The 25,019-nt window shown below is 71.3% G+C and carries 20 protein-coding genes and 1 pseudogene; 6 read left to right on the top strand and 15 right to left on the bottom strand.

What is annotated here, in order from left to right; all coding sequences use genetic code 11:
* Positions 1-7: 7 nt before the first annotated feature.
* The 3 genes from AB0472_RS33890 to AB0472_RS33880 form a co-directional block, all read right to left on the bottom strand.
* Positions 8-1,081 (bottom strand): hypothetical protein, encoded by a 1,074-nt coding sequence (locus AB0472_RS33890; protein WP_366362216.1) that lies wholly within the window; start codon positions 1,079-1,081, stop codon positions 8-10.
* A gap of 81 nt (positions 1,082-1,162) precedes the next feature.
* On the bottom strand, positions 1,163-2,251 hold the full coding sequence (locus AB0472_RS33885) for a branched-chain amino acid aminotransferase (protein WP_366362215.1): 1,089 nt from the start codon (positions 2,249-2,251) through the stop codon (positions 1,163-1,165).
* A 239-nt stretch (positions 2,252-2,490) separates the two neighbouring features.
* Entirely contained in the window at positions 2,491-3,534 is a 1,044-nt protein-coding gene (locus tag AB0472_RS33880) for a 3-isopropylmalate dehydrogenase (RefSeq protein ID WP_366362213.1), read from the bottom strand.
* Positions 3,535-3,683: 149 nt separating this feature from the next.
* On the opposite strand from AB0472_RS33880, the pseudogene AB0472_RS33875 reads away from it, so the two are divergent.
* A pseudogene (locus AB0472_RS33875) lies at positions 3,684-3,932 on the top strand (phosphoesterase); the annotation flags it as partial.
* 113 nt (positions 3,933-4,045) lie between these two features.
* On the opposite strand, the gene AB0472_RS33870 reads toward AB0472_RS33875, so the two are convergent.
* The 3 genes from AB0472_RS33870 to AB0472_RS33860 all read right to left on the bottom strand — a co-directional run bounded on the left by AB0472_RS33870 (position 4,046) and on the right by AB0472_RS33860 (position 5,703).
* On the bottom strand, positions 4,046-4,177 hold the full coding sequence (locus AB0472_RS33870) for a hypothetical protein (RefSeq protein WP_366362211.1): 132 nt from the start codon (positions 4,175-4,177) through the stop codon (positions 4,046-4,048).
* 274 nt (positions 4,178-4,451) lie between these two features.
* Positions 4,452-4,988, bottom strand: coding sequence for a GNAT family N-acetyltransferase (locus AB0472_RS33865; RefSeq protein WP_366362210.1), 537 nt, complete (start codon positions 4,986-4,988; stop codon positions 4,452-4,454).
* Positions 4,989-5,007: 19 nt separating this feature from the next.
* Complete coding sequence (locus AB0472_RS33860; RefSeq protein WP_366362208.1) at positions 5,008-5,703, bottom strand: SDR family NAD(P)-dependent oxidoreductase; 696 nt, start codon at positions 5,701-5,703, stop codon at positions 5,008-5,010.
* A 129-nt stretch (positions 5,704-5,832) separates the two neighbouring features.
* Between AB0472_RS33860 and AB0472_RS33855 the strand changes: the two genes are divergently transcribed.
* A complete protein-coding gene (locus tag AB0472_RS33855; protein WP_366362206.1) occupies positions 5,833-6,681 on the top strand; it encodes a helix-turn-helix transcriptional regulator in 849 nt (282 codons plus the stop codon).
* A 77-nt stretch (positions 6,682-6,758) separates the two neighbouring features.
* Here the strand turns inward: AB0472_RS33855 and pruA are convergent, their stop codons facing one another.
* Complete coding sequence (gene pruA, locus AB0472_RS33850; protein WP_366362205.1) at positions 6,759-8,390, bottom strand: L-glutamate gamma-semialdehyde dehydrogenase; 1,632 nt, start codon at positions 8,388-8,390, stop codon at positions 6,759-6,761.
* 70 nt (positions 8,391-8,460) lie between these two features.
* A complete protein-coding gene (locus AB0472_RS33845) occupies positions 8,461-9,387 on the bottom strand; it encodes a proline dehydrogenase family protein (protein WP_366362204.1) in 927 nt (308 codons plus the stop codon).
* Between the two features lie 141 nt (positions 9,388-9,528).
* On the opposite strand from AB0472_RS33845, the gene AB0472_RS33840 reads away from it, so the two are divergent.
* Together AB0472_RS33840 and AB0472_RS33835 are read left to right on the top strand one after the other, a co-directional pair.
* A complete protein-coding gene (locus AB0472_RS33840; protein ID WP_366362202.1) occupies positions 9,529-10,827 on the top strand; it encodes a helix-turn-helix domain-containing protein in 1,299 nt (432 codons plus the stop codon).
* Positions 10,828-10,910: 83 nt separating this feature from the next.
* Positions 10,911-11,495, top strand: a complete 585-nt coding sequence (locus AB0472_RS33835) for a hypothetical protein (protein WP_366362200.1) — start codon at positions 10,911-10,913, stop codon at positions 11,493-11,495.
* Between the two features lie 17 nt (positions 11,496-11,512).
* On the opposite strand, the gene AB0472_RS33830 is transcribed toward AB0472_RS33835, so the two are convergent.
* Positions 11,513-12,088, bottom strand: coding sequence for a TetR/AcrR family transcriptional regulator (locus AB0472_RS33830; RefSeq protein ID WP_366362199.1), 576 nt, complete (start codon positions 12,086-12,088; stop codon positions 11,513-11,515).
* A 97-nt stretch (positions 12,089-12,185) separates the two neighbouring features.
* Between AB0472_RS33830 and AB0472_RS33825 the strand changes: the two genes are divergently transcribed.
* Positions 12,186-13,694: an MFS transporter gene (locus AB0472_RS33825; protein WP_366362197.1), complete on the top strand. Its 1,509-nt coding sequence runs from the start codon at positions 12,186-12,188 to the stop codon at positions 13,692-13,694.
* A gap of 110 nt (positions 13,695-13,804) precedes the next feature.
* Here the strand turns inward: AB0472_RS33825 and serA are convergent, their stop codons facing one another.
* From serA to AB0472_RS33795, 6 genes are all read right to left on the bottom strand, one after another.
* Positions 13,805-15,394, bottom strand: a complete 1,590-nt coding sequence (serA, locus tag AB0472_RS33820; protein WP_366362195.1) for a phosphoglycerate dehydrogenase — start codon at positions 15,392-15,394, stop codon at positions 13,805-13,807.
* Positions 15,395-15,622: 228 nt separating this feature from the next.
* On the bottom strand, positions 15,623-16,621 hold the full coding sequence (gene ilvC, locus AB0472_RS33815; RefSeq protein ID WP_181801142.1) for a ketol-acid reductoisomerase: 999 nt from the start codon (positions 16,619-16,621) through the stop codon (positions 15,623-15,625).
* 130 nt (positions 16,622-16,751) lie between these two features.
* On the bottom strand, positions 16,752-17,276 hold the full coding sequence (ilvN, locus tag AB0472_RS33810; RefSeq protein ID WP_093498923.1) for an acetolactate synthase small subunit: 525 nt from the start codon (positions 17,274-17,276) through the stop codon (positions 16,752-16,754).
* A gap of 32 nt (positions 17,277-17,308) precedes the next feature.
* Positions 17,309-19,159, bottom strand: a complete 1,851-nt coding sequence (locus AB0472_RS33805; protein WP_366362192.1) for an acetolactate synthase large subunit — start codon at positions 19,157-19,159, stop codon at positions 17,309-17,311.
* A 243-nt stretch (positions 19,160-19,402) separates the two neighbouring features.
* Positions 19,403-22,417 (bottom strand): EAL domain-containing protein, encoded by a 3,015-nt coding sequence (locus AB0472_RS33800; protein ID WP_366362190.1) that lies wholly within the window; start codon positions 22,415-22,417, stop codon positions 19,403-19,405.
* A gap of 402 nt (positions 22,418-22,819) precedes the next feature.
* Entirely contained in the window at positions 22,820-23,770 is a 951-nt protein-coding gene (locus AB0472_RS33795) for a 2-hydroxyacid dehydrogenase (protein ID WP_366362188.1), read from the bottom strand.
* Between the two features lie 74 nt (positions 23,771-23,844).
* On the opposite strand from AB0472_RS33795, the gene AB0472_RS33790 reads away from it, so the two are divergent.
* Positions 23,845-24,846, top strand: coding sequence for an aldo/keto reductase (locus AB0472_RS33790; protein WP_366362186.1), 1,002 nt, complete (start codon positions 23,845-23,847; stop codon positions 24,844-24,846).
* The last annotated feature ends 173 nt before the right edge of the window (positions 24,847-25,019 follow it).

Raw genomic sequence — 25,019 nt, 5'->3', positions numbered from 1 at the left:
CCTCTGTTCAATCCGTGACCAGGACCGTGGACGGCCGCAACTCCACGAAGGCGGCCGCCTGCGCATCGTACTTCTCCCCGAAGTGGTGGATGAGCCGCCGATGCAGCTCGCTCTCGTCGTCCACGACGATGACGTCGTGTGCGCCGGACCCGGTCAGCGCCTCGCTGTAGGCGCTGAGTTGGTCGAGGCGGCGGCGGGCCAGGTAGGTGACGAGGTCGGGGGCGGCGACGTACAGGCGGTCGTCGAGGAAGACGAAGTGGCAGACGAACTCGCGTCGCCCGTCCGTGGCGTCGACGAGGGTGACGGGCAGGCGGGTGAAGCGTTCCATCGGCTTGCCCTGCTGCCACAGTTCGTCGAATCGCTGTTCGACGAAGGTGCCGAGCGGGGAGCGGACCGCGACCTCCAGCTGGACGCCCTCGCCGGAGAGCCGGCCGACGGTCAGGAAGGAGACCAGGCAGCGCTCGTCCCAGCGGTAGAGGGTGACACCCGGCGAGGTGGAGCACAGCCGTACCTCCAGGAGCTGCCGGGAGGCGGTGTCGAGGCGGCGGGCGAACCCGTCCAGGGTGCGCAGGTTGCGCATGATGTCGCGGCGGATGTCGGCGCTCTGCTCGCCCAGTTCGCGGCCGCGCAGGATGACGGCGAGCGAGTCGGGGTCCAGGAGCAGGATCTGCACCCGGGCGCCGCTCGCGGTGGCCGATCTGACCCCCCGGAACAGGCGCTCGGAGAACTGCGGTCCGAACAGGTTGGAGAAGGTGTCCAGGACCTTCACGTTGGAGGTGGAGCCGTGCACCTGGGCGGCGAACCACTCGTAGTCCAGCCGGGTGTGCTCGCGGACCCGGCCCTCCTGGGCCCGGGATATCAGCGGGCCGATGACGAACACGGTGACGACCACGCCGACGATGTCGGTGCCGAGGTTGAGGGCGAGGTTCTGCCCGTAGTTGTCCATCGTCGAGGCCCGCCACAGCAGCAGGCCCGCGACGGCGGTGAGCAGGGCGAGCACGGTGAGGCTCTGCGGACGGCGCGGGGTGCGTAACGTGCGCACCAGCCAGCGCAGCCGAGGCATCGGCGACCGTCCGCTCACGCGTGCTCCCTCCCCCGTGTGGACTCAGGAGATACCCGTACGGGGGAGGTGATACGCGTCGAACGGACAGCCGGAGATCGGTCAGCCGAGCTGGTGCATCCAGCCGTGCTTGTCCTCGGTCTTGCCGCGCTGGATGTCGAGGAGGGCCTCGCGGAGCCTGAGGGTGACCTCGCCGGGCTCGCCGCCCGACTGCTGCCACTCGGCGGTCGCGCGCTTGACCGTGCCGACGGGGGTGATCACGGCGGCGGTGCCGCAGGCGAAGACCTCGGTGAGGGTGCCGTTCTCGGAGTCGCGCTGCCACTGTTCGACGGAGACCCGGGCCTCCTCGGACTCGTAGCCGAGGTCGCGGGCGACGGTGAGGAGGGAGTCGCGGGTGACGCCTTCGAGGATCGAGCCGGTGAGGGTCGGGGTGACGATCTTGTCGCCGTACACGAAGTACAGGTTCATGCCGCCGAGCTCCTCGACCCACTTGTGCTCGACCGCGTCGAGGTAGCAGACCTGGTCGCAGCCCTGGGCGGCGGCCTCGGCCTGGGCGAGCAGGGAGGCCGCGTAGTTGCCGCCGGTCTTGGCGTCGCCCATGCCGCCGGGGACGGCGCGGACGCGGTCCTCGGAGGCCCAGATGGAGACCGGCTTCACGCCGCCGGGGAAGTAGGCGCCCGCCGGGGAGGCGATGACCAGGAAGAGGTACTCGTTGGCCGGCTTGACGCCCAGGCCGACCTCGGTGGCGATCATGAAGGGGCGCAGGTAGAGGGATTCCTCGCCGCCGTGCGCCGGGACCCATGCCTTGTCCTGCTGGACGAGCAGGTCGCAGGCCTCGATGAAGGTCTCCACCGGCAGCTCGGGCATGGCGAGCCGGCGCGCGGAACGCTGGAAGCGCTTGGCGTTCTGGTCGGGGCGGAAGGTGGCCACCGAGCCGTCGGGGCGGCGGTAGGCCTTCAGGCCCTCGAAGATCTCCTGGGCGTAGTGCAGGACGTTGGTCGCCGGGTCGAGGGGGATCGGCGCGTACGGGACGAGCTGGCCGTCGTGCCAGCCGCGGCCCTCGGTCCACTTGATCATCACCATGTGGTCGGTGAAGTGGCGGCCGAATCCGGGGCTGGCCAGGATCGCCTCGCGCTCCGCGGCGGACAGCGGGTGCGCGGACGGCTTGAGCTCGATCGTGGGCGTCGTCATGAGTAGGTGTCCTTCACCGGTTGTAGTGATGGGCCGCGCTCACACCCTTGTCCTAGGACGTCCGAGCATTCCCTCATGGCGCGGCTCCGCGTTCGATTATCTCGCGGGGGCCGGGATGGAAGGAATCGGGGTGAATGCGGACCCGGGGTTGATGGTGGCACCCGGCGGCAGGCATGGGGAAGCCGCCGGGCGCTGGTGCGACCCGGCGGCTTCGAAGTGTCTTCGAGGGGCTCGGCGGGTCAGCCGGCTACTCGTACGGCGAGCGCGTCGCCGATCTCCGAGGTGGAGCGGGCGGGCTTGCCCTGGCGTTCGGTGAGGTCGGCGGTGACGGCCTCGTCGATGCGGGCGGCCTCGGCCTCGTAGCCGAGGTGGCGCAGCAGGAGCGCGACGGACAGGACCGTGGCGGTGGGGTCGGCCTTGCCCTGGCCGGCGATGTCGGGCGCGGAGCCGTGGACCGGCTCGAACATGGACGGGAACGCACCGCTCGGGTTGATGTTCCCGCTCGCCGCGACGCCGATGCCACCGGAGACGGCCGCGGCGAGGTCGGTGATGATGTCGCCGAAGAGGTTGTCGGTGACGATGACGTCGAAGCGGCCGGGGTCGGTGACCAGGTAGATGGTCGCCGCGTCGACGTGGATGTAGTCCGTGGTGACGTCGGGGAACTCCGCGGCCACCTGGTTGAAGATGTTCGTCCACAGGTGCCCGGCGAAGGTCAGCACGTTGTTCTTGTGGACCAGCGTGAGCTTCTTGCGCGGGCGGGCCTGGGCGCGGGCGAAGGCGTCCCGGACGACACGCTCGACACCGAAGGCCGTGTTGACCGACACCTCGGTGGCGACCTCGTGCTCGGTGCCCTTGCGGATGGTGCCGCCGTTGCCGGTGTACGGGCCCTCGGTGCCTTCGCGGACCACGACGAAGTCGATCTGCGGCTCGCCGGCCAGCGGGGTGGCGACACCCGGGAGCAGCTTCGACGGGCGCAGGTTGACGTGGTGGTCGAAGGCGAACCGGAGCTTGAGCAGGAAGCCGCGCTCCAGGACGCCGGAGGGCACGCTCGGGTCGCCGATGGCGCCCAGCAGGATGGCGTCGTGCTGCTTCAGCGCGCCGAGGTCGGCGTCGGTGAGGGTCTCACCGGTGGCGTGGTAACGCTTGGCGCCGAAGTCGTACTCCTTGGTCTCCAGCTTCACGTCCTCGGGGAGGACGGCGGAGAGGACCTTGAGGCCTTCGGCCACGACTTCCTGCCCGATGCCGTCACCGGGGATCACTGCGAGATCGATGCTGCGAGACATGTCGGCACCCTACTCCGCGTCCCATGGGATGACACACACCGTCCGGCATGCGGACACGGCGGGTCGTTCCGTCGCCGGGCTTTCACCCGTACGCGTAGCCGGTGTTGACCTGTGCTGGGCACGTTTCCGGCATGGACATCCCCGGCACCGTGGACCTGCTGATCAACGGGCACAGCCACGTCCACGAGCGCACCGACGCGGTGCGGGGCGGCGGGGTCGGCCGCGCGGTCCCGGTCGGCGGCTCGACCGATCCGGCGCGGGACGGGATCGTGCGGTACGCCGGCTTCGCCTTCCTCAGGGTCAAGGCGGAGGCGGGTACGGCCCCGAGGCTGAAGGTGTCGGCGCCGGCGCAGAGCGGTGCGCGGATCGACCACTTCGAGATACACCGGGGCGGCTGATCCGCGGGGTACGGCGCGGCCGTCCCGGCCGCGCCGTACCCCATGCGGGCGCGGCTCCCGTTGAGGGGTTGCTACACGTGTTACCGGCGGTGCGTCAACGGTGCGCCGACGGCTCAGTGGCCGGTCTCGCCGCCGTTGTCGCGGCGGTCGAGGGCGCGCTGGAGGGCGGCGGCGGCGTTCTTGCGCTCGGACTCGCTGGTGCGGGACACGTGGCGGACCCGGCGGCGGGCGGTCGTCTCGGCCATGGGAATCGACTCCTTCGGCATACGGGGAGTACGGCAGGGGGGATACGAGACGCCGGAAGGGGCGGGGAGCGGTGCCGCAGGGGTTGCCTGCACGGGGCCCGGCTCACGACCGCCATTCGCTTGATCGAGCGAGACGTTCGGCTCCTACAAAAGTAAGGGAGCGGCCCGCTTCTGTCTGCACAATTACTCGGACTTCCTACTATCTGAGACGGTGAGGCCGGCCACCCGCCCGTGAGCTGGGGTTTTGACGGTTGGGGCGGTTGGGGCGAACGGGTTACATGACGTCGCCGTCGCGCCAGTCGAAGATCAGCTCGTGGGCGGGGTCGAGGAGACCGGCGAGGGCGGGCCACACGAACACGTCGCCCTCCTCCCCCGCGAGCCGCACGATCCCCCGGTCCGGGGACAGGGCGCAGATCCTGCCGGGCCAGCGCTGCCAGCCCCGGACCGTGTACAGCCGGGCACCGTCGTCGCTGGCGCCGAGCGCGCCGAGGTCGTACGCCCGCTCGACGATCCGCTCCAGCGCCGCCATCACCCGCCCGCCGTGTCCCCGGCGCCGGGCGCCGGGCCGTACGCCCACCGCCTCGACGTAGCCGACGCGCAGCCAGCGGCCGCGGTGCCGGGCGCGGCGCATGACGACCGAGCCGTGGGCGGCCAGCCCGGTCTCGTCGTGGACGAGGGCGTGCAGGCCGCCCAGCCCGTGCTCCCAGTCGCTGTCGGCGAAGTCCCCGCCGAACGCCTCGTACAGGAGGGCGCGCACGGCGCGCAGGTCGGCGGGGCCGAGGTCGGCGGTGTGGGCGATGGTGAGAGACATGGCCCAAGTGTCGTACGGACTACCAGGCGACGGGGCCGTTGCGGTCGATGAAGCGGCCCGTTCCCGCGCCGGACGGCTCGGTGGCGAGGCGGACGATCGCGTCGGTGCCCTCGGTGACGGTCTGCGGCCCGCTGTGGGCGTTGAGGTCGGTCGCCGTGTAACCCGGGTCGACGGCGTCGACGCGGATGTCCTTGAGGGCCTTGGCGTACTGGGTGGTGAGCATGGTCAGGGCCGACTTGGAGGCGGTGTAGAGGGGCGAGACGACGGAGGACTCGACGCGGGCCGGGTCGTGGGTGAGCGCGAACGACCCCATCCCGCTGCTGACGTTGACGACGACCGGGTCCGGTGAGCGGCGCAGCAGCGGAAGGAAGGCGGTGGTGGTGCGGATGACACCGAAGACGTTGACGTCGAAGACGGCGAGGGCGTCCGCGCCGGTCAGCTCCGCCGGGTCGCCGTGCGGGCCGGCGACGCCGGCGTTGTTGATCAGCACGTCGATCCGGCCCTCGTGCTCGGCGACGTCGGCGGCCGCGGCGGAAACCGAGGCGTCGTCGGTGACGTCGATCCGGACGAACCGCGCGCCGAGCGCCTCGGCCGCCGCCGCGCCCTGCTCGGGGTCGCGGGCACCGACGAGCACGGTGTGGCCGAGTCCGGCGAGGCGGCGGGCGGTCTCGCGGCCGAGGCCCTTGTTGGCCCCGGTGATGAAGGTGATGGTCATGGACCGATGGTCGGCCCGCCGCGGTGCCCCTGCCAGAGACGCTTCGACCGTAGGAACGGCGGTACCAGGATCACGGACGAGGAGGACGGAGGAGGAGGGCGGAGCACGGAGGAGGACGCAGGAGGCAGGATGGAGGGCATGGCGAGGAAAGAGGCGGCCGGTCTGGGCCCGACGATCCGTGCCTGGCGGGAGCGGCTGTCACCGGCGGCCGTGGGAGTGCCTGCGACCGGCCGCACCCGCCGGGCGACCGGGCTGCGCCGCGAGGAACTGGCCGAGCTGGCCGGGGTGTCGGTCGACTACGTCGTACGGCTGGAGCAGGGCCGGGCCACGGCGCCGTCCGGGCAGGTGGTCGCCGCCCTGTGCCGTGCCCTGCGGCTGACGGCCGCCGAGCGCGAGCACCTCTACCGGATGGCCGGGCTGGTCCCGCCGGACGGCGGCCCGGTCCCCGACCGCCTCCCGCCGGGTGTGCTCCGCGTGCTGGACCGGCTCGGCGGTGTGGCGGTCGGCGTGTTCACCGCGCACTGGCAGCTGCTGTGGTGGAACCCCGGCTGGGCCGGGCTGCTCGGCGATCCGGCGGCCACCCCGCCCGAGCTGCGCAACCTCGCCCGCGAGCGGTTCCCGGTCGGCGCCGAGGAGGCCCGTCTCTCCTCCTGGCCGGTACGGGTGGCGAACGCCGACGGCTCCGACCTCGCGATCGTGGCCGACCTGCGCCGCGCCACCGGCCGCTTCCCGCAGGACGCCCGGCTGGCGGAGCTGGTGCGTGAACTGGCCGGGGGCAACGAGCGGTTCGCCCGGCTCTGGGCGGGCGGCACGGTCGCCGCCCACCGCACGGACCGCAAGACGGTCGAGCATCCGGGGGTGGGTCCGGTGGAGGTGGACTGCGACGTCCTGACGGACGGCGACTCGGAGCTGAAGATCGTGATCCTCTCGGCGGCGCCGGACACCGAGGGGGCGGCCCGGCTGCGCACGCTGCTGTAGCCGGGCGGGACATGGGAACGGCCCGGGAAGCCTGCTCGTGGGTCAGGCTTCCCGGGCCGTTGTTCGGGGGGCTGGGGTCAGCCCATGTGCGGGTACGCGTAGTCGGTCGGGGCGACCAGCGTCTCCTTGATCGCGCGGGTCAGCGTCCAGCGCAGCAGGTTCTGCGGGGCGCCGGCCTTGTCGTTGGTGCCGGAGGAGCGGCCGCCGCCGAAGGGCTGCTGGCCGACGACGGCGCCGGTCGACTTGTCGTTGATGTAGAAGTTGCCGGCCGCGTAGCGCAGCTTCGCCATCGTGTACGCCGCCGCCGCGCGGTCGTTGGCGATGACCGAGCCGGTGAGCGCGTAGTCGGACACCGACTCCATCTGGGTCAGCATCTCGTCGTACTGGTCGTCCTCGTAGACGTGCACGGCGAGGAACGGGCCGAAGTACTCGGTGCGGAAGACCTCGTTCTCCGGGTCGCTGCACACGACGACCGTCGGGCGGACGAAGTAGCCCACCGAGTCGTCGTAGGAGCCGCCCGCGACGATCTCGCAGGTCGGGTCGGTCTTCGCGTGGTCGATCGCGGCCTTGTTCTTGGCGAACGCGCGGTCGTCGATGACGGCGCCGATGAAGTTCGACAGGTCGGTGACGTCGCCCATGGTCAGGTAGTCGACCTCGGCGGCGAACTCCTCGCGGAAACCGTCGTTCCAGATGGACGCGGGGATGTAGGCGCGGGAGGTCGCCGAGCACTTCTGGCCCTGGTACTCGAAGGCGCCGCGGGTGAGCGCCGTCTTGAGGACGGCCCGGTCGGCGCTCGGGTGGGCGACGAGGAAGTCCTTGCCGCCCGTCTCGCCCACCAGACGCGGGTACGAGCGGTACTTCTCGATGTTGTTGCCGACCGTCTTCCACAGGTACTGGAAGGTCTTGGTCGAGCCGGTGAAGTGGATGCCGGCCAGGTCGCGGTGCTCGAGGGCGACCTTGGACACCTCGATGCCGTCGCCGGTGACGAGGTTGATGACACCCTTGGGCAGGCCCGCCTCCTCCAGCAGCTGCATCAGCAGCACGGCGGCGTGGGTCTGGGTCGGGGACGGCTTCCACACGACCACGTTGCCCATGAGGGCCGGGGCGGTCGGCAGGTTGCCGGCGATCGCGCTGAAGTTGAACGGCGTGATCGCGTAGACGAAGCCCTCCAGCGGGCGGTGGTCGAGGCGGTTCCAGACGCCCGGGGAGTTGGCCGGGGGCTGCTCGGCCAGGATCTGGCGGGCGTAGTGGACGTTGAACCGCCAGAAGTCGACCAGCTCGCAGGGCGAGTCGATCTCGGCCTGCTGGGCGGTCTTGGACTGGCCGAGCATGGTGGAGGCGGCGATCGTCTCGCGCCAGGGGCCGGCGAGCAGCTCGGCGGCGCGCAGGATGATCGCGGCGCGGTCGTCGAAGGACATCGCGCGCCAGGCGGGCGCGGCGGCGAGGGCCGCGTCGATCGCGTCCTGGGCGTCCTGCTGGGTGGCGTGCCGGCCGGTGCCGATGACGGCCTTGTGGTTGTGCGGCTGCACGACCTGGAAGGGCTCGCCGCCGCCGAGCCGCCGCTCGCCAGCGATGGTCATCGGCAGCTCGATCGGGTTCTCGGCGAGCTCCTTGAGCTTCGCCTCCAGGCGGGTGCGCTCGGCGGAGCCGGGGGCGTAGCCGTGCACCGGCTCGTTGACGGGGGCGGGGACCTGGGTCACAGCGTCCATGGGATCCGTAACTCCTTGTACGTGAGCGGGTGGTGAGGCTTGTCGCGGCTTGTCGGGGGCCCGGTGGGGCTCAGCCCTTGCTGACCATCGAGCGGAGGAAGAAGCGCAGGTTGGCCGGCTTCTCCGCGAGCCGGCGCATGAAGTAGCCGTACCAGTCGGTGCCGTACGCGGTGTACACGCGCATCCGGTGGCCCTCGGCGGCCAGCCGCAGGTGCTCGTCGCCGCGGATGCCGTACAGCATCTGGAACTCGTACTCGTCGGGCTTGCGCCCGGCGCGCCGGGCGAGTTCCTGGGCTATGGAGATCAGGCGCGGGTCGTGGGAGCCGACCATCGGGTACCCCTCGCCCTCCATCAGAGTCCGCAGGACCCGCACGTACGCCTTGTCGATCTCGTGCTTCTGCTGGTAGGCGACCTCGGCGGGCTCCTTGTAGGCACCCTTGACCAGCCGGACCCGGCTGCCGGCGTCGGCGAGGCGGCGGGCGTCGGCCTCGGTGCGGAAGAGGTAGGCCTGGATGACGCAGCCGGTCTGCGGGAAGTCCTTCCGCAGCTCCTCGTGGATCGCGAACATCGAGTCGAGGGTGGTGTGGTCCTCGGCGTCGAGCGTGACGGTCGTACCGATGGCCGCGGCGGCCTCGACGACCGGACGGACGTTGGCGAGGGCCAGCTCGTGGCCGCCGGGGAGGGCCTGGCCGAACATGGACAGCTTGACCGACATCTCGACGCGCTCGCCGAGACCGAGGTCCTTCAGCCGCTCGACGAGCCTGAGGTAGGCGTCCCGGGCCGCGGTGGCCTGCTCGGGGGTGGTGATGTCCTCGCCGACGACGTCCATCGTCAGCTCCAGGCCGCGGCCGGTGAGCTCCTCGATGATCGGGACGATGTCGGTGACCGACTCTCCGGGGATGAAGCGGTCGACGACCTGCTTCGTCACCGGGGCCGCCGAGATCAGACGTCGCATCCGGTCGCTGCGCGACGCGGCGAGAATCACGGGACCCAGCACGGGGCACCTCCACAACACATGCCAGACAGCCGCGATCCGACGATTTGGATACGGCACGGGGAACCACCGTGAAAGTTAAGGATCCCTCCGATCGTGGGCCATCGACAGCTGTCACGCATCCGTGCCGCGGATCTCAGACAGATGTATGAAGGCGGCCGTGAATTGCGGGAGAATGCCCGGGTGACGTCGGAATTCAAGGGTGACTACCAGGAGCTGGTCGACGAGATCTCGGAACTGCTGGGCGTCCCCGCGACCCTGGAGAACCGCGACTTCGAGCTGATCGCCTTCGGGGCGTACGACAGCGAGGGCGATCTCGATCCGTCGGCACTGGACCCGGTGCGCACCCGCTCGATCCTGACCCGGCGGTCGACGACGGCGGTCCGCACCTGGTTCGAGGGCTTCGGCATCACCCGGGCCACCGGGCCGGTGCGGATCCCGCCGACCCCGGAGGCCGGTGTGTACCGGGGGCGGATCTGCCTTCCGGTACGCCATCGGGGTGTCGTCCTCGGCTACGTCTGGCTGCTCGACTCCGATCCGGGCCCGACCGACGCCCAGCTGGCCGCCGCCATGGGGGTGGCCGGGCGGATCGGCGCGCTGCTCGCGGACGAGGCGCAGGCGGGGGCCGGGCTCGGCAGGGAGCTGCGGGCGGTACTGGTCGCGGAGGGGGGCTGGCAGCGGGACATGGCGGTGGCCGAGCTCCGTACCGCTCTGGGCGCCCGCGCGGACGCGCCGCACACCCTGGTCTGCGTCGCCCCCTGGCCGTCGGCCGACCCGGACGACGCCCCGTCCCCGCGCACGGTCCCGCACGCCACCGCGCTGTGCGCCCTGCCGTGGGGCGCGACCGGCCACAGCCTCGCCGTGCTGGTCCGGCTGCGCAGCACGGACACGGCCACGCCCGCCCTGACGGCCGCCGGCCGCCTGCTCAAGGAGGCGGAGGAGGTCCGGTCGGCGACCGCCCGTGGCGCGGGGGCACGGACGGCGGCGGCCGTCGCCGCGGGGCTCGCCGGGCCGGTCCCGGCGGCGCCGGGCCGTGCCGCCGGGGTGGGCGGGGCCCGGACCGGGCTGGCCGGGCTGGGCGCGGTCTGGCAGGAGGCCGCCGCGGCCGCCCGGGCGGCGCTGGCGGAGCCGCGGCTGGGGCCGGTCGCCCAGTGGGCGGAGATCGGACCGTACCGTCTGCTGACCGCGCTGCCGCCGCAGGCCTCGCAGGACCCGGCCGTGGCCCCGCTCCTCACGCCGGCCCACCACGAACTGGCCCGCACCGCCGAGGTCTACCTCGACCTGGCGGGCCAGGCCGGCCGGACGGCCACCGTGCTCGGCATCCACCGTCAGACGCTGTACTACCGCCTGTCCCGCGTCGAACAGCTCACCGGTCTCGACCTGGACGACGGCGAGGACCGCCTGTTGCTGCACATGGCGTTGAAGGCGGCCCGGCTCGCCTGAGGTGCGCGCTCTCGGCGCGTTGCGCGGAGAGCGACCGGCGTATGCTCCGCGTGTTCACATCAAGGATGCCGGCGGGGGCGGACATGGGTGATTCGGGTCCGGGCATACGGCGGGGCGCGGCGGTCGGACCACCTGCGGCGGTGGCGGGCGGGGCGCGCGGACGGCTCGGGCCGGGCCGCCGGGCGGCCGCGCTGGGGATCGGGGCGCTCGCCCTCGCGGGGTGCGCCGCGGGAGCCGTCTGGCTCTTCCGGGACGACCTGCCCCACCCGCTCGGCGACGAACGGGCCTGTGCGGGAAGCGAGCAGCGGCTGCCGGCCCGGATCGTGATCCACGGCACGCCGATCCCCGCCGACGCCTCCGACGTCCACTACTTCACCCGGAACGGCCGCGCCGTGCTGTCCTTCCGGAGCGGCCTGCTCGCGGACTTCCTGCGCGGCGCGGGCATCGCGTCGGCGGACGCGGACCTGTTCGACGAGCGCCACGGCGGCGTCGGCGTGGCCGGCGAGCCGTACAGGCTCCCGGACGGCCTGTGCGGGGCCGCCCCGCAGAGCCCTGTCTGGTACTACGACTCCGTCGACGGCGTCCGGGTCACCGTCGAGCGCTCACCGCTGTACGCCGACGCGCTCCGGTTCCCGGCCCGCGCCGTGGTGACGTACCCGCTCGGCTGACCCGGCGCACCGGCGCGTCAACTCCGGTTCGCGGCCTCGACGATCAGGCGCAGCCCCTCGGCGAGCGTGTCGCCGTCGGGCGCGGTCTTCGGGTCGAAGGTCCACTGCGAGATGAGGCCGGACATCAGGGTCATGTAGAAGCGGCCCAGGGTGTCGGCGGTCTCGTCGGAGACCTCCTCCTCCGGCACGCCCATCAGCAGTGAGGTCAGCCCTCGGCCGCCCTCACGCTGGGCGCGCGCCAACTGGTCGCGCACCTCCGGCATCCGGTCGCCCATCGTCACGATCTCCACGCCGAGCCGCCACATGGAGCCGGGCCCGCGCATGCTGTCGACGATGTTCGACCACACCTCCCGGAACCGTTCGAGGGAGCCGGGCGCCCCGGTCAGCCCCCCGTCGCCGCCCTCGAAGGACATCTCCTCCACCAGCGCGATGTAGGCCTGGGCGAGCAGCGCGTCCTTGGAGCCGTAGTGGTAGCCGATCGAGGCGAGGTTGGTGCCCGACTCCCTGACGATGTCGCGCGCCGTCGTCCGCGCGAACCCCTTCTCCAGCAGGCAGCGCTTGGCGCCTTCCAGCAGATCCTCACGGTGTCCCATGCCGGCCACCCTACCCGGGTTCCATACACGTGTCCTATACGCATGACCTATACAAGCGTTCTAGACAACCGTTTAATACGCTCGTACATTCCTTGGCATGACGAACCCGACGAGCACGACGACCGCACCACCGACCGCCAACTCCCGGGCCGGGCGCCGCGAATGGACCGCGCTCGGCGTACTGATGCTTCCGCTGCTCCTGGTCTCGATGGACGTCTCGGTCCTCTACTTCGCCCTCCCGGCGATCGGCGCGGACCTGGCGCCGAGCGGCACCCAGCAGCTGTGGATCCTGGACATCTACGGCTTCGTCCTGGCCGGCCTGCTGATGACGATGGGCGCGCTGGGCGACCGCATCGGCCGCCGGCGCCTGCTGTTGTTCGGCGCCGCTGCCTTCGGCGGCGCCTCGCTGCTGGCCGCGTACGCGGACAGCGCCGCGACCCTGATCGCCGCCCGCGCGGTGCTCGGCATCGGCGGCGCGACCCTGATGCCGTCGACGATGGCGCTGCTGCGCACGATGTTCACCGACCCGGGCCAGCGCGCGAAGGCGATCGGCCTGTGGTCGGGAGTGATGACCGGCGGGATCGCGCTCGGCTCGGTGATGAGCGGGATCCTGGTCGAGCACTTCTGGTGGGGCTCGGTCTTCCTGGTCAACCTCCCGGCGATGGCCCTGCTCCTGCTCGTCGGCCCGTTCCTGCTCCCGGAGTCGCGCAACCCCTCCCCCGGCCGCTTCGACTGGCCGAGCGTCCCGCTCTCGATGGCCGCCGTGTTCCCCGTGGTCTACGGCGTCAAGGAGATCCCCTCCGAGGGCTGGCACCCGCTGTACGTCGTCTCGGTCACCGTCGGACTGCTCTTCGCCGCCCTCTTCGTCCACCGCCAGCGCACCACCGGCTCCCCGCTGATCCCGCCGGCCCTGCCGGCGGGCCGGGGCTTCACCCCGGCGCTGGTGCTGAACCTGGTCGCCTCGCTCGCGATGATGGGCTCGGCGATCTACACCACGCAGTACCTGCAGTCGGTCCTCGGGATGAGCCCGCTCACGGCGGCGCTGTGGAGTCTGCTGCCCTCGGTGTTCATCGGGGCCGCGGGGCCGCTCACGGCACAGCTGGTGCAGCGCGGCGCCGACCGCGGGTACGTGGTCGCGGGCGGTTTCGCGGCCATGGCGGCCGGGTTCGTGCTGCTCGCCCTGATCGGCACCGACTCGCTGTGGCTGGTGCTGACCGGGGCCGGCGTCCTCGCCTGCGGGATGGTCGCGATCGTCTCCCAGCTGACCGACCTTGCGATGACCGCGGCTCCGGTGGAACAGGCCGGGACGGCGTCCTCCCTCCTGGAGACGGCCGCGGAGTTCGGCGGCGCGCTCGGCATGGCCGTACTGGGCTCGATCGGTACGGCGGTCTACCGCCACGAGATGCCGGCGACGGCTCCCGCCGGGGCCCGCGAGACGCTGGGCGGCGCCCTGGCGACGGCGGCCCGGCTGCCGGGGTCCGCGGGAGAGGCCCTGACCCGGAGCGCCCGGGAGGCGTTCACCAGCGGGATGCAGGGTGCGGCGATCGCGGGCGCGGTACTGCTGGCGCTGGCGGCGGTGGGGGCGGCGGTGACGCTGCGCAAGTAGGGGGACGTGAAACGCCGGACGGGCTGACCGAGTCAGCCCGTCCGGCGTCTGCGGACGAACGGGTCCAGCCCTCCAGCCGAGCGAGTCAGGCGGGTGGGCGGGCAGGAAGATCAGACGAGGTTCACCGAACGGGCCGACGTGGCCCCGATCTCCGCCTCGACCTCGGCCAGCACGCCGGAGGCCACCGTGTCGTCGACGGTGAGCACGGCCAGCGCCTCGCCCCCCGCCGCCGCACGGGCGACCTGCATACCGGCGATGTTGATCCCGGCCTCCCCGAGGATCCGGCCCACCGTGCCGACGACACCCGGCCGGTCCTCGTACCGCAGCACCAGCAGGTGGTCGGCGATCGCGAGGTCGACGTCGTAGTCGCCGACCGCGACGATCTTCTGGAGGTTCTTCGGGCCGGACAGCGTGCCGGAGACCGAGACCTCTTCGCCACTGCCGAGGGTGCCGCGCACCGTGACGACGTTGCGGTGGTCGGCCGACTCCGAGCTGGTCGTCAGCCGCACCTCGACACCGCGCTCCTGCGCGAACAGCGGCGCGTTGACGTACGACACCGTCTCGGCGACGACGTCCTCGAAGACGCCCTTGAGCGCGGACAGCTCCAGCACCTTCACGTCGTGCTGGGTGATCTCGCCGTAGACCTCGACGTCGAGGCGGACCGCGACCTCACCGGCGAGCGCGGTGAAGATGCGGCCGAGGCGCTCGGCGAGGGGCAGACCCGGCTTGACGTCCTCGGCGATGACACCGCCCTGGACGTTGACCGCGTCCGGGACCAGCTCACCGGCGAGGGCGAGCCGGACGGACCTGGCGACGGCGATGCCCGCCTTCTCCTGGGCCTCGTCGGTGGAGGCGCCGAGGTGCGGGGTGCAGACCACCTGGTCGAGCTCGAAGAGCGGGGAGTCGGTGCACGGCTCCTTGCTGTAGACGTCGAGGCCGGCGCCGGCGACCCGGCCCTCCTTGAGCGCCGCGTACAGCGCCTCCTCGTCGACGATGCCACCGCGCGCGGCGTTGACGATCCGCACCGACGGCTTGACCTTGCGCAGCGCCTCGTCGCCGATCAGGCCGACCGTCTCGGGGGTCTTCGGAAGGTGCACGGTGATGAAGTCGGCGACCTCCAGCAGCTCGTCCAGGGACAGCACCTTGACGCCCATCTGGGCGGCGCGGGCGGGCTGGATGTAGGGGTCGTAGGCGACGACCTTCATGCCGAAGGCCGACATGCGCTGGGCGACCAGGGCGCCGATGCGGCCGAGGCCGACCACACCGAGGGTCTTCTCGGCGAGCTCGACACCGGTGTACTTGCTGCGCTTCCACTCGCCGTTCTTCAGCGCGGCGTTGGCCTGCGGAATGTGCCGGGCGCTGGAGATGAGCAGACCGCAGGCCAGCTCGGCGGCGGTCACGATGTTGGAGGTCGGGGCGTTGACGACCATCACGCCGGCCTTGGTGGCGGCGGAGACGTCCACGTTGTCCAGGCCGACGCCGGCTCGTGCGACGACCTTCAGCTTCTTCGCCGCGGCGATGGCCTCGGCGTCGACCTTCGTGGCGGAGCGGATCAGGATCGCGTCCACGTCGGCGATGGCGGGGAGCAGTTCGGCTCGGTCTGCTCCGTTGGTGTGCCGGATCTCGAAGTCCGGGCCCAGCGCGTCGACGGTGGCGGGCGACAGCTCTTCAGCGATGAGTACGACAGGTTTCGAGCTCACGTGAGTCCTCACATGTCCAATGCGGACGGCCGTCCCGACGGCCGCAGGCGGTGGAGGTTGGCTAGCCGCGTGGAGACGCACGACGCTGTGGGCCTGACGCGTATGTAGTACGGCAGTGTAGTGGCGTGACGGAGGTCGTCCTGCGCCTCTGCGGAAGGATCACCCGTCCGAGCTTCGACGGGACGGACAACAGGGCCGGGGCGGCTGCCCCGGCCCTGTCACCGGGGCTCACGCGTCTTCGTTCACCCAGGACATCAGCTTGCGCAGCTGCTTGCCGGTGGTCTCCAGGAGGTGCTCGGAGTCCTGCTTCTTGTACTCGTTGTACTTCTTCAGACCGCCGTGGTACTCGTCCATCCAGTTGCGGGCGAAGGTGCCGTCCTGGATCTCGGCGAGGACCTGCTTCATCTCGGCCTTGGTGGCGTCGGTGATGATCCGCGGGCCGGTGACGTAGTCGCCCCACTCGGCGGTCTCGGAGACCGACCAGCGCATCTTCTCCAGGCCGCCCTCGTACATCAGGTCGACGATGAGCTTCAGCTCGTGCAGGCACTCGAAGTAGGCGATCTCCGGCTGGTAACCGGCCTCGACCAGGGTCTCGAAACCGGCCTTGACCAGGGCGGAGGTGCCACCGCAGAGGACGGCCTGCTCACCGAACAGGTCGGTCTCGGTCTCCTCGGTGAAGGTCGTCTTGATGACGCCGGCGCGGGTGCCGCCGATGCCCTTCGCGTACGACAGGGCGAGCGCGAAGCCGCCTCCCGTGGCGTCCTGCTCGACAGCCACGATGCAGGGCACGCCGCGGCCCTCCTCGTACTGACGGCGCACCAGGTGGCCCGGGCCCTTCGGGGCGACCATGCAGACGTCGACGCCGGCCGGGGGCTTGATGAAGCCGTAGCGGATGTTCAGGCCGTGGCCGAAGAACAGGGCGTCGCCGTCGTTCAGGTTCGGGGCGATGGACTCCTCGTAGACCTGGGCCTGGATCGGGTCCGGGACGAGGATCATGATCACGTCGGCCTCGGCGGCGGCCTCGGCGGGGGTCACCACGCGCAGGCCCTGCTCCTCGGCCTTCGCCTTGGACTTGGAGCCCTCGTGCAGACCGACACGCACGTCGACACCCGAGTCGCGCAGCGACAGCGCGTGGGCGTGACCCTGGCTGCCGTAACCGATGACCGCGACCTTGCGGCCCTGGATGATGGACAGGTCGGCGTCGGCGTCGTAGAACAGCTCGGCCACTTTGGGTTCTCTCCTTGGTGTGCAGGTGTTGCGTCCCACCGTATGACGGTGGGCGGACGGGAAGTTTCGGGGTCTCGGCATACGGGCGGCCGACGCGCCGGGAAGCGCGGTCGGCGGCCCGTATCAAGCCTTACGCAGATCGGTCGAGGGCGCGCAGCGACCGGTCGGTGATCGAACGGGCCCCGCGTCCGATCGCGATGGTGCCGGACTGCACCAGTTCCTTGATGCCGAACGGCTCCAGCATCTTGAGCATCGCGGTCAGCTTCTCGCTGCTGCCGGTGGCCTCGACGGTGACGGCCTCCGGGGAGACGTCGACGGTCTTGGCCCGGAACAGCTGGACGATCTCGACGATCTGGGAGCGCGTCTCGTTGTCGGCGCGCACCTTCACCAGAACGAGTTCGCGCTGGACGGCCGAACCCGGCTCCAGTTCGACGATCTTGAGCACCTCGACGAGCTTGTTGAGCTGCTTGGTGACCTGCTCCAGCGGCAGCGCCTCGACACTCACCACGATCGTGATGCGGGAGATGTCGGCGTGCTCGGTGACCCCGACGGCGAGCGAGTCGATGTTGAAGCCGCGGCGGGAGAACAGGGCCGCGATCCGGGCCAGGATGCCCGGCTTGTTCTCCACCAGGACGGAGAGCGTGTGCTTGGACATGGTTTCTGCGTCTCTCTCTCAGCGTCTCTGGCTCAGTCGTCTTCGTTGTCGCCGAAGTCCGGGCGGACGTCCCGGGCGGCCAGGATCTCGTCGTTGGAGGTGCCGGCGGCGACCATCGGCCACACCATGGCGTCCTCGTGGACGATGAAGTCGACGACGACGGGGCGGTCGTTGATGGAGTTCGCCTCTTCGATGACCTTGTCGAGGTCGTCCGGGGACTCGCACCGGATGGAGTAGCAGCCCATGGCCTCCGACAGCTTGACGAAGTCGGGGACCCGGGTGCCGCGGGCGTCCGGGTTGACGTCGTCGGGCCCGGAGTGCAGCACCGTGTTGGAGTACCGCTGGTTGTAGAAGAGGGTCTGCCACTGGCGGACCATCCCGAGGGCGCCGTTGTTGATGATGGCGACCTTGATCGGGATGTTGTTCAGGGCGCAGGTGGTCAGTTCCTGGTTGGTCATCTGGAAGCAGCCGTCGCCGTCGATCGCCCAGACGGTCCGGCCCGGCTGGCCGGCCTTGGCGCCCATGGCGGCCGGGACCGCGTAGCCCATGGTTCCGGCGCCGCCGGAGTTCAGCCAGGTGGCGGGCTGCTCGTACTGCACGTAGTGCGCGGCCCACATCTGGTGCTGGCCGACGCCCGCCGCGAAGATCGTGTCCTCGGGGGCGAGCTGCCCGATGCGCTCGATGACCTGCTGCGGCGAGAGCGACCCGTTGTCCGGCAGGTCGTAGCCCAGCGGGTAGGTCTCGCGCCAGCGGTTGAGGTCCTTCCACCAGGCGGTGTAGTCGCCCCGGTGGCCCTCGCCGTGCTCCTTCTGCACCGCCTGGACCAGGTCGGCGATGACCTCGCGGGCGTCACCGACGATCGGCACGTCGGCGGCGCGGTTCTTGCCGATCTCCGCGGGGTCGATGTCGGCGTGGACGATCTTCGCGTACGGGGCGAAGCTGTCCAGCTTGCCGGTGACGCGGTCGTCGAAGCGGGCTCCGAGGGCGACGATCAGGTCGGCCTTCTGCAGCGCGGTGACGGCGGTGACCGCACCGTGCATGCCCGGCATTCCCACGTGCAGCGGGTGGCTGTCGGGGAACGCGCCGAGCGCCATCAGGGTGGTGGTGACGGGCGCTCCGGTGAGCTCGGCGAGGACCTTGAGCTCGGCGGTGGCGTGCGACTTGATGACGCCGCCACCGACGTAGAGGACGGGCCGCTTGGCGGAGGTGATCAGCTTGGCGGCCTCGCGGATCTGCTTGGCGTGCGGCTTGGTCACCGGACGGTAGCCGGGCAGGTCCATGACCGGCGGCCAGGAGAAGGTGGTCTTCGCCTGGAGGGCGTCCTTGGCGATGTCGACGAGAACGGGACCGGGGCGGCCGGTGGAGGCGATGTGGAAGGCCTGGGCGATGACCCGGGGGATGTCCTCGGCCTTGGTGACGAGGAAGTTGTGCTTGGTGATCGGCATGGTGATACCGACGATGTCCGCCTCCTGGAAGGCGTCCGTGCCGATCGAGGAGGACGCGACCTGCCCGGTGATCGCCACGAGCGGCACCGAGTCCATGTGCGCGTCCGCGATCGGCGTCACCAGGTTCGTCGCACCCGGGCCGCTCGTCGCCATGCAGACACCGACCTTGCCGGTGGCCTGCGCGTAGCCGGTGGCCGCGTGGCCTGCGCCCTGCTCGTGCCGGCACAGGACGTGGCGCACCCGGGTGGAGTCCATCAGCGGGTCGTAGGCCGGCAGGATCGCGCCACCGGGGATGCCGAATACCGTGTCAGCGCCGACCTCCTCAAGCGAGCGGATGAGGGACTTCGCACCCGAGACGTGCTCGACGGTCGGGGTGTGCTGTCCTCCGGAACGGGGCCGCGGCTGCGGATGGTGGGCCCCGGTGGCCTGCTCGGTCATCGGCATTCTCTTCTCGATGCTGAGGGTTTTTGCGAGGTTCGTACGGATTTTCGCTGCCGTACGTCTGGTGCTGGTGCAACAAAAAACCCCTCGTGCCAAAAGGCAAGCGAGGGGAGCGCGCCGGTGTGGTCGCTGGGAATTCCGGATCGTCCTCCGGTGGGTCCCAGCTCAGCCGACGCGCTGTCCAAGTACGAGAATTCGGGTGCGCATGGAACTGACCCTCCCTCTGAGGCGCACCACGTGTCAAGTGGGTGGGACGGGAGTCTCATTATGTGAGCGTAGGCCACTTCCGCCTCCGAGTACGGCGGGTACACCGGCGGGCACACCACCGGTGTACACCCCCGGGCCGCTCCCCGCGAACGCCGGCTCGGCCGTCGCGTGCGGAACCGGATAGCGACCGGATCCGAGCGCCCGGCGCAGCCGGTACTCGTCCACCGGGCCGGAGAACGCCATACCCATCCCGTGCGTGCACCCCATCGCGCGGAGCGCCGTGACCTGCTCGGGCAGGTCCACGCCCTCGGCCACGGACTGCAGGCCCAGATCGCCGGCGATCCGCAGCAGCCCGCTGGTGATCTTGTGCAGGCGGGCCGACTCGACGACCCCCTCGACCAGGCTGCGGTCGAGCTTGAGCACGTCGACGGGGAGCTTGCGCAAGGCCGTGATCGCCGCGTAGCCGCTGCCGAAGCCGTCCAGCGCGATGCGGACCCCGTGCCGGCTGAGCGCGGTCAGCCGGCGCTCCAGTTCGTCCAGCGGGACCCTCGGGTCGGTGTCGGAGAGCTCCAGGAGCAGCGCCCCCGAGGGCAGCCCGTGCCGGGTGAGCAGGGCCTCCACCGAACCGAGCGGCGAGGACCGGTCGAGCAGCCGCCGGGCGGACGTCCGGACGGCGACCGGCACCACGAGACCGCTCGCGGCCCGCTCGGCGGCCTGCTCGACCGCCTCCTGGAGGATCCAGCGGTCCAGTTCGGCCGTCTTGTCGCTGTCCTCGGCGACCCGCAGGAACTCGGCCGGCGTGAACAGCACCCCCTGTGAGGAGCGCCACCGCGCCTGCGCGGAGACCGATTCGATCCCGCCGTCCTCCAGGCACACCACGGGCTGGTGCAGCAGCGCGAACTCGCCGTCGTGCAGGGCGGCCCGCAGCCGGGTGGCCAGCTCCGCCTTGCGGACGACGTCCTGCTGCATCTGCGGCTTGTACAGCTTGACGCGGCCTTTCCCGGCCGACTTGGCGCGGTACATCGCCAGGTCGGCGTTGCGCAGCAACTCACCCGCGCCGAGACCCGGTTCGGCGAAGGCGACACCGATGGACGCGTTGACACGGACATCGTTGCCGTCAATGGCGTACGGCTGGGAGAGGGTCACCCTGAGGCGGTCGGCGAGCTCCAGGATGTGCCGCTCCCGGGCACTGCGGTCACGGGTGCCGTCGCCGACGATCAGGGCCGCGAACTCGTCGCCGCCCAGCCGGGACGCGGTGTCGCCCTGACGGACCGCGTCCTGGAGTCTGCGCGCGGCCTGGACGAGCAGTTCGTCCCCGGCCTGGTGCCCGATCGTGTCGTTGACGGCCTTGAACCCGTCCAGGTCGATGAAGAGCACCGCCGTGTTCCGCAGGGCCGGGCCCCGGTCGGAGGAGCGGCGGCCGGACAGGGCCTGCTGCACACGCCGGGTGAACAGGGCGCGGTTGGGCAGGTCGGTGAGCGGGTCGTGCTCGGCGTTGTGCTGGAGCTGCGCCTGCAGGCGCACTCTTTCGGTCACGTCCCGGCTGTTGAAGATGAGGCCGCCGTGGTGGCGGTTGACGGTGGACTCGACGTTGAGCCAGCCGCCCTCGCCGGACCGGAACCGGCACTCGATGCGGGTGGTGGGTTCCTCCGCGGAGCTGGCGGCGAGGAAGCGGCGCACCTCGTGCACCACGCAGCCCAGGTCCTCCGGGTGGATGAGGTTGGCCAGTTCCGAACCCACCAGGTCCTCGGCGGACCGGCCGTAGACCCCGGCGGCGGCCGGGGAGACGTACCGGAGCATGCCGCTCGGCGCGGCGATCATGATGACGTCGCTGGAGCCCTGCACCAGGGAGCGGAAGTGGTTCTCCTGCTGCGCCAGTTCCTGGGTGAGGGTGATGTTGTCGAGCAGCATGATGCCCTGGCGCACGACGAGCGCGAGGACCACGCAGCCGGCGGTGATCAGGACGACGTGGTCCGGGCTGCGGCCGTCGAGGACGTTGTAGAGGATGCCCAGGGTGCACACGGCGGCGGCCAGGTACGGGGTGAGCGCGGCCAGGGAGCCGGTGATCGGCCGTCCGGCCGGGTACCGGCTGTGATCGCCTCCCGGGGCGGGCGCCGGCGGCTGCTTGGCCGCCGGGGCACGGCCGCCGGGCACGTGCTCGTGGACCACGCGCGTGTGCCCCTCGGGATCCTGGGCGCCGTGCGGCCGGGGTGCGGCCCAGGGGGCGTACGCGAGCAGCAGCGAGCCGGCGAACCAGCCCGCGTCCAGCAGCTGGCCGGAGCGGTAACTGCTGTGCAGCAGCGGCGAGGTGAACAGGGCGTCGCACATCACGGTGAGGGCGAGGGCGCCGATCGCGGTGTTCACCGCGGTGCGGTTGCCCGGCGAGCGCCGGAAGTGCAGCGCGAGCACCATGCTGACCAGGGCGATGTCCAGCAGCGGGTAGGCCAGCGAGAGTGCGGTGTGCGCGACGCTGGGCCCGTCGAACCGGGCGGCCTGGGCGAGCGCGAGGCTCCACGACAGGGTGAGCAGTGAGCCGCCGATCAGCCAGGCGTCCAGCGCCAGGCAGATCCATCCGGCCTTGGACACCGGCCGCTTGGCCAGCACCAGCAGGCCGACGATGGCGGGCGGCGCGAAGCACAGGAAGAACAGGTCGGCGTAGCTGGGGCTGGGCACGGGCCGCTGGAGCACGACCTCGTACCATCCCCAGACCGCGTTGCCGAGGGCCGCCATCGCCGAGGAGAGGGCGAACAGCAGCCAGGCAGGTCGAAAGCGGACCCGCGGGGAGCGGGCGTAGAAGAAGCACGACACGGCGGCGGTGCCGGCGGCCGCGGTCAGACCGAAGTCGCCCATGAACAGGGCGATCTGGTTCGAGCCCCAGTCGAGCGCGGAACCGACGGCGTATCCCGCGCAGATCAGGGCCAGGACGAGTTGGCGGACCACGCCGGTCCCGCCGCCGGTGGCCGGCGGCCGGGGGTGCGGCTTCCCTGCCGGAGGCTGTGCCCGCAGCGCTCCTGGGAGGGTGGTCGTCACAGGCGTCGGCGTAGTCACCGGACCCTCCCGGTCCGCGTCGCTCCCGGGTCCCGCGGGCCCCGGTGCGCTGGGTGAGGGTGCCTCCTGCGGCCGCTGTGCCTGCGGTGGTGGTGATGGCTGGTGTGGTGGCCGCGTCTGCGCGCAGCTGTGCGCCAGGGTCGCCGCCGGCGGCTCCGCCGCGTCGGATCGTTCGTCCATAGGCCGTGCATCGCCCGTCGCCCCCCTCACAAATCTGAAATGTCCATCCCCGGCGCCGTACGGTGCGCGGCGCAGCCCCCTCCCGGACGATACACCAGTATCGTCACTCAGGGACATAGCTTCTCTACGCTCCGTGACGACCAGCGACTATGCACGTACCCACCGCGCCCGGAAGGTTGCGGACCGTACCGGAAGCGGATTGCACGCGTATTGCCGTGATGGTCAGTTGTCGGTGGATCCCGTCGTCAAAATCACGTTCCGCAACGGCTCCCGGTTCACGAAGCGGTTCAACTGTTCGGTGACCAGGCGCTTGGCGCGCGGCAGGAAGGCCGAGGTGGGGCCGCCGACATGAGGAGTGATCAGCACGCCGGGCGCCTGCCACAAGGGGTGCCCGGCCGGCAGCGGTTCGGGGTCGGTGACGTCGAGGGCGGCGGTGAGGCGGCCGGCCTCCAGCTCGGCGAGGAGGGCCTTGGTGTCCACGACGGGACCGCGCGCGACGTTCACGAGCAGTGCGCCGTCCTTCATCCGTGCGAGGAACTCCGCGTTGACCAGGTCACGCGTGGTGTCCGTGAGAGGCGTGGAGAGGATGACGACGTCGGCTTGCGGAAGCAGATTCGGCAGTTCGGTGAGCGGATGCACGGGACCGCGCGCCGAGGCGCGCCCGGAGCGCGCGACGCGCGCCACCCGCGCAATCTCGAAAGGCACGAGCCGGTCCTCGATGGCCGAACCGATGGCGCCGTACCCGACGATGAGGACGGACTTGTCCGCGAGGGCCTGGTGGAAGCCGCTCTGCCAGTGTTCCTGCTGCTGGGCCCGTACGAATCCCGGGATGCCGCGCAGGGACGCCAGCGTGAGCGTGAGCGCGAGTTCGGCGGTGCTCGCCTCGTGCACGCCACGGGCGTTGCAGAGTTGCACCCCGGGGACGATCAGGTCGAGGGCCGCGGTCATGTCGTCGACACCCGCGGTGAGGGTCTGGATGAGCCGGACGTTGCGCATGCCCGCCAGCGGGCCCACCTTGACGGGCTGCCGCTTCATGTAGGGGACGACGTACACGGCGCAGTCGGCGGGGTCACCGGGAAAGTCCTGGTCGCCGTTCCAGAAGAGGTAGTCGAGGCCGTCGGGCAGGTCCGTGAACTCGTCGGGCGGGATGGGGAGCCATGCGTCCTGGGTCATGGTCAGGAGGCTATGTCAGGGGTGCGGCGGCGGGCGGGTTAGGTTGGGGGACCAAGAAGGAGGTTCACGGGCTGGTGGAGCGCAGGACGATCGGTGCGGGGGCGCTCGCGGTGGGGGCCGTCGGACTCGGGTGCATGCCGATGAGCTGGGCGTACAGCGGGTCGCGGCAGCGGGGTGAGGAGTCGCTGAGAGCGGTGCACCGGGCGCTGGACCTGGGCGTGACACTCCTTGACACGGCCGACATGTACGGTCCGTTCACCAACGAGCTGCTGCTGGGGCGGGTACTCAGGGAGCGGCGTGCGGAGGCCTTCGTGTCGACGAAGGTGGGGCTGCTGGTGGGCGACCAGCACATCGTGGCCAACGGACGGCCCGGCTATGTGAAGCGGGCCTGCGACGCGTCGCTGCGGCGGCTGCAGACCGATGTCATAGACCTCTACCAGTTGCACCGCGCCGACCCCGAGGTTCCGGTCGAGGAGACCTGGGGCGCGATGGCGGAGTTGGTGCAGGCGGGAAAGGTGCGGGCGCTGGGGTTGTGCGCCGTGGGGGCGCGTGGGGGGCGCAGGTCCGGCGCGCGGCTGCATGACGCGACCCTGCGGCAGCTTCAGCGGGTGCAGCAGGTGTTTCCGGTGAGCGCGGTCGAGGCGGAGCTGTCGGTGTGGTCGCCGGAGGCGCTGGAGTCGCTGCTGCCGTGGTGTGCGGCGCGGGGGGTGGGGTTCCTCGCGGCGATGCCGCTGGGCAACGGCTTCCTGAGCGGGACGCTCACGCCGGGTGAGGGGTTCGAGCCGGACGATCTGCGGGCGCGGCACCCCCGCTTCACGGCGGAGATGATGGCGGCGAACCAGCCGATCGTGGCGGGTCTGCGGAGGGTTGCGGGCCGGCAGGAGGGCGAGGGCGTCACCGCCGCTCAGGTGGCGCTGGCGTGGGTGCTGGCGCAGGGGGCGCATGTGGTGCCGGTGCCGGGGACGAAGCGGGAGGGGTGGGTGGCCGAGAACGCCGGTGCGGTGGAGGTCTCGCTGACGGCGGAGGATCTGGCGGAGCTGGGCCGGCTGCCTGCGGCGCAGGGCTCCTGGGACTGAGCGCTCGCCGAAAGGGCGGCGGTCTGCGGGTGGTCGGGGGCCGCGGTTGGGGGCCACCTTCTGCCGGTGGTTGGGAGCGGCGGTCTGCCGGTGGTTGGGTGCGGCACCGTCGTGGCTGGTCGCGCAGTTCCTCCCCCAGCCTTCGGCCGGGGGTGCCCCCAGCGCCCCTGACG

Source organism: Streptomyces sp. NPDC086777 (assembly GCF_040702065.1).
Taxonomy (GTDB): Bacteria; Actinomycetota; Actinomycetes; order Streptomycetales; family Streptomycetaceae; genus Streptomyces.
Note: the sequence above shows the minus strand (reverse complement) of the source record. Positions and strands in the feature narration are given on the sequence as shown.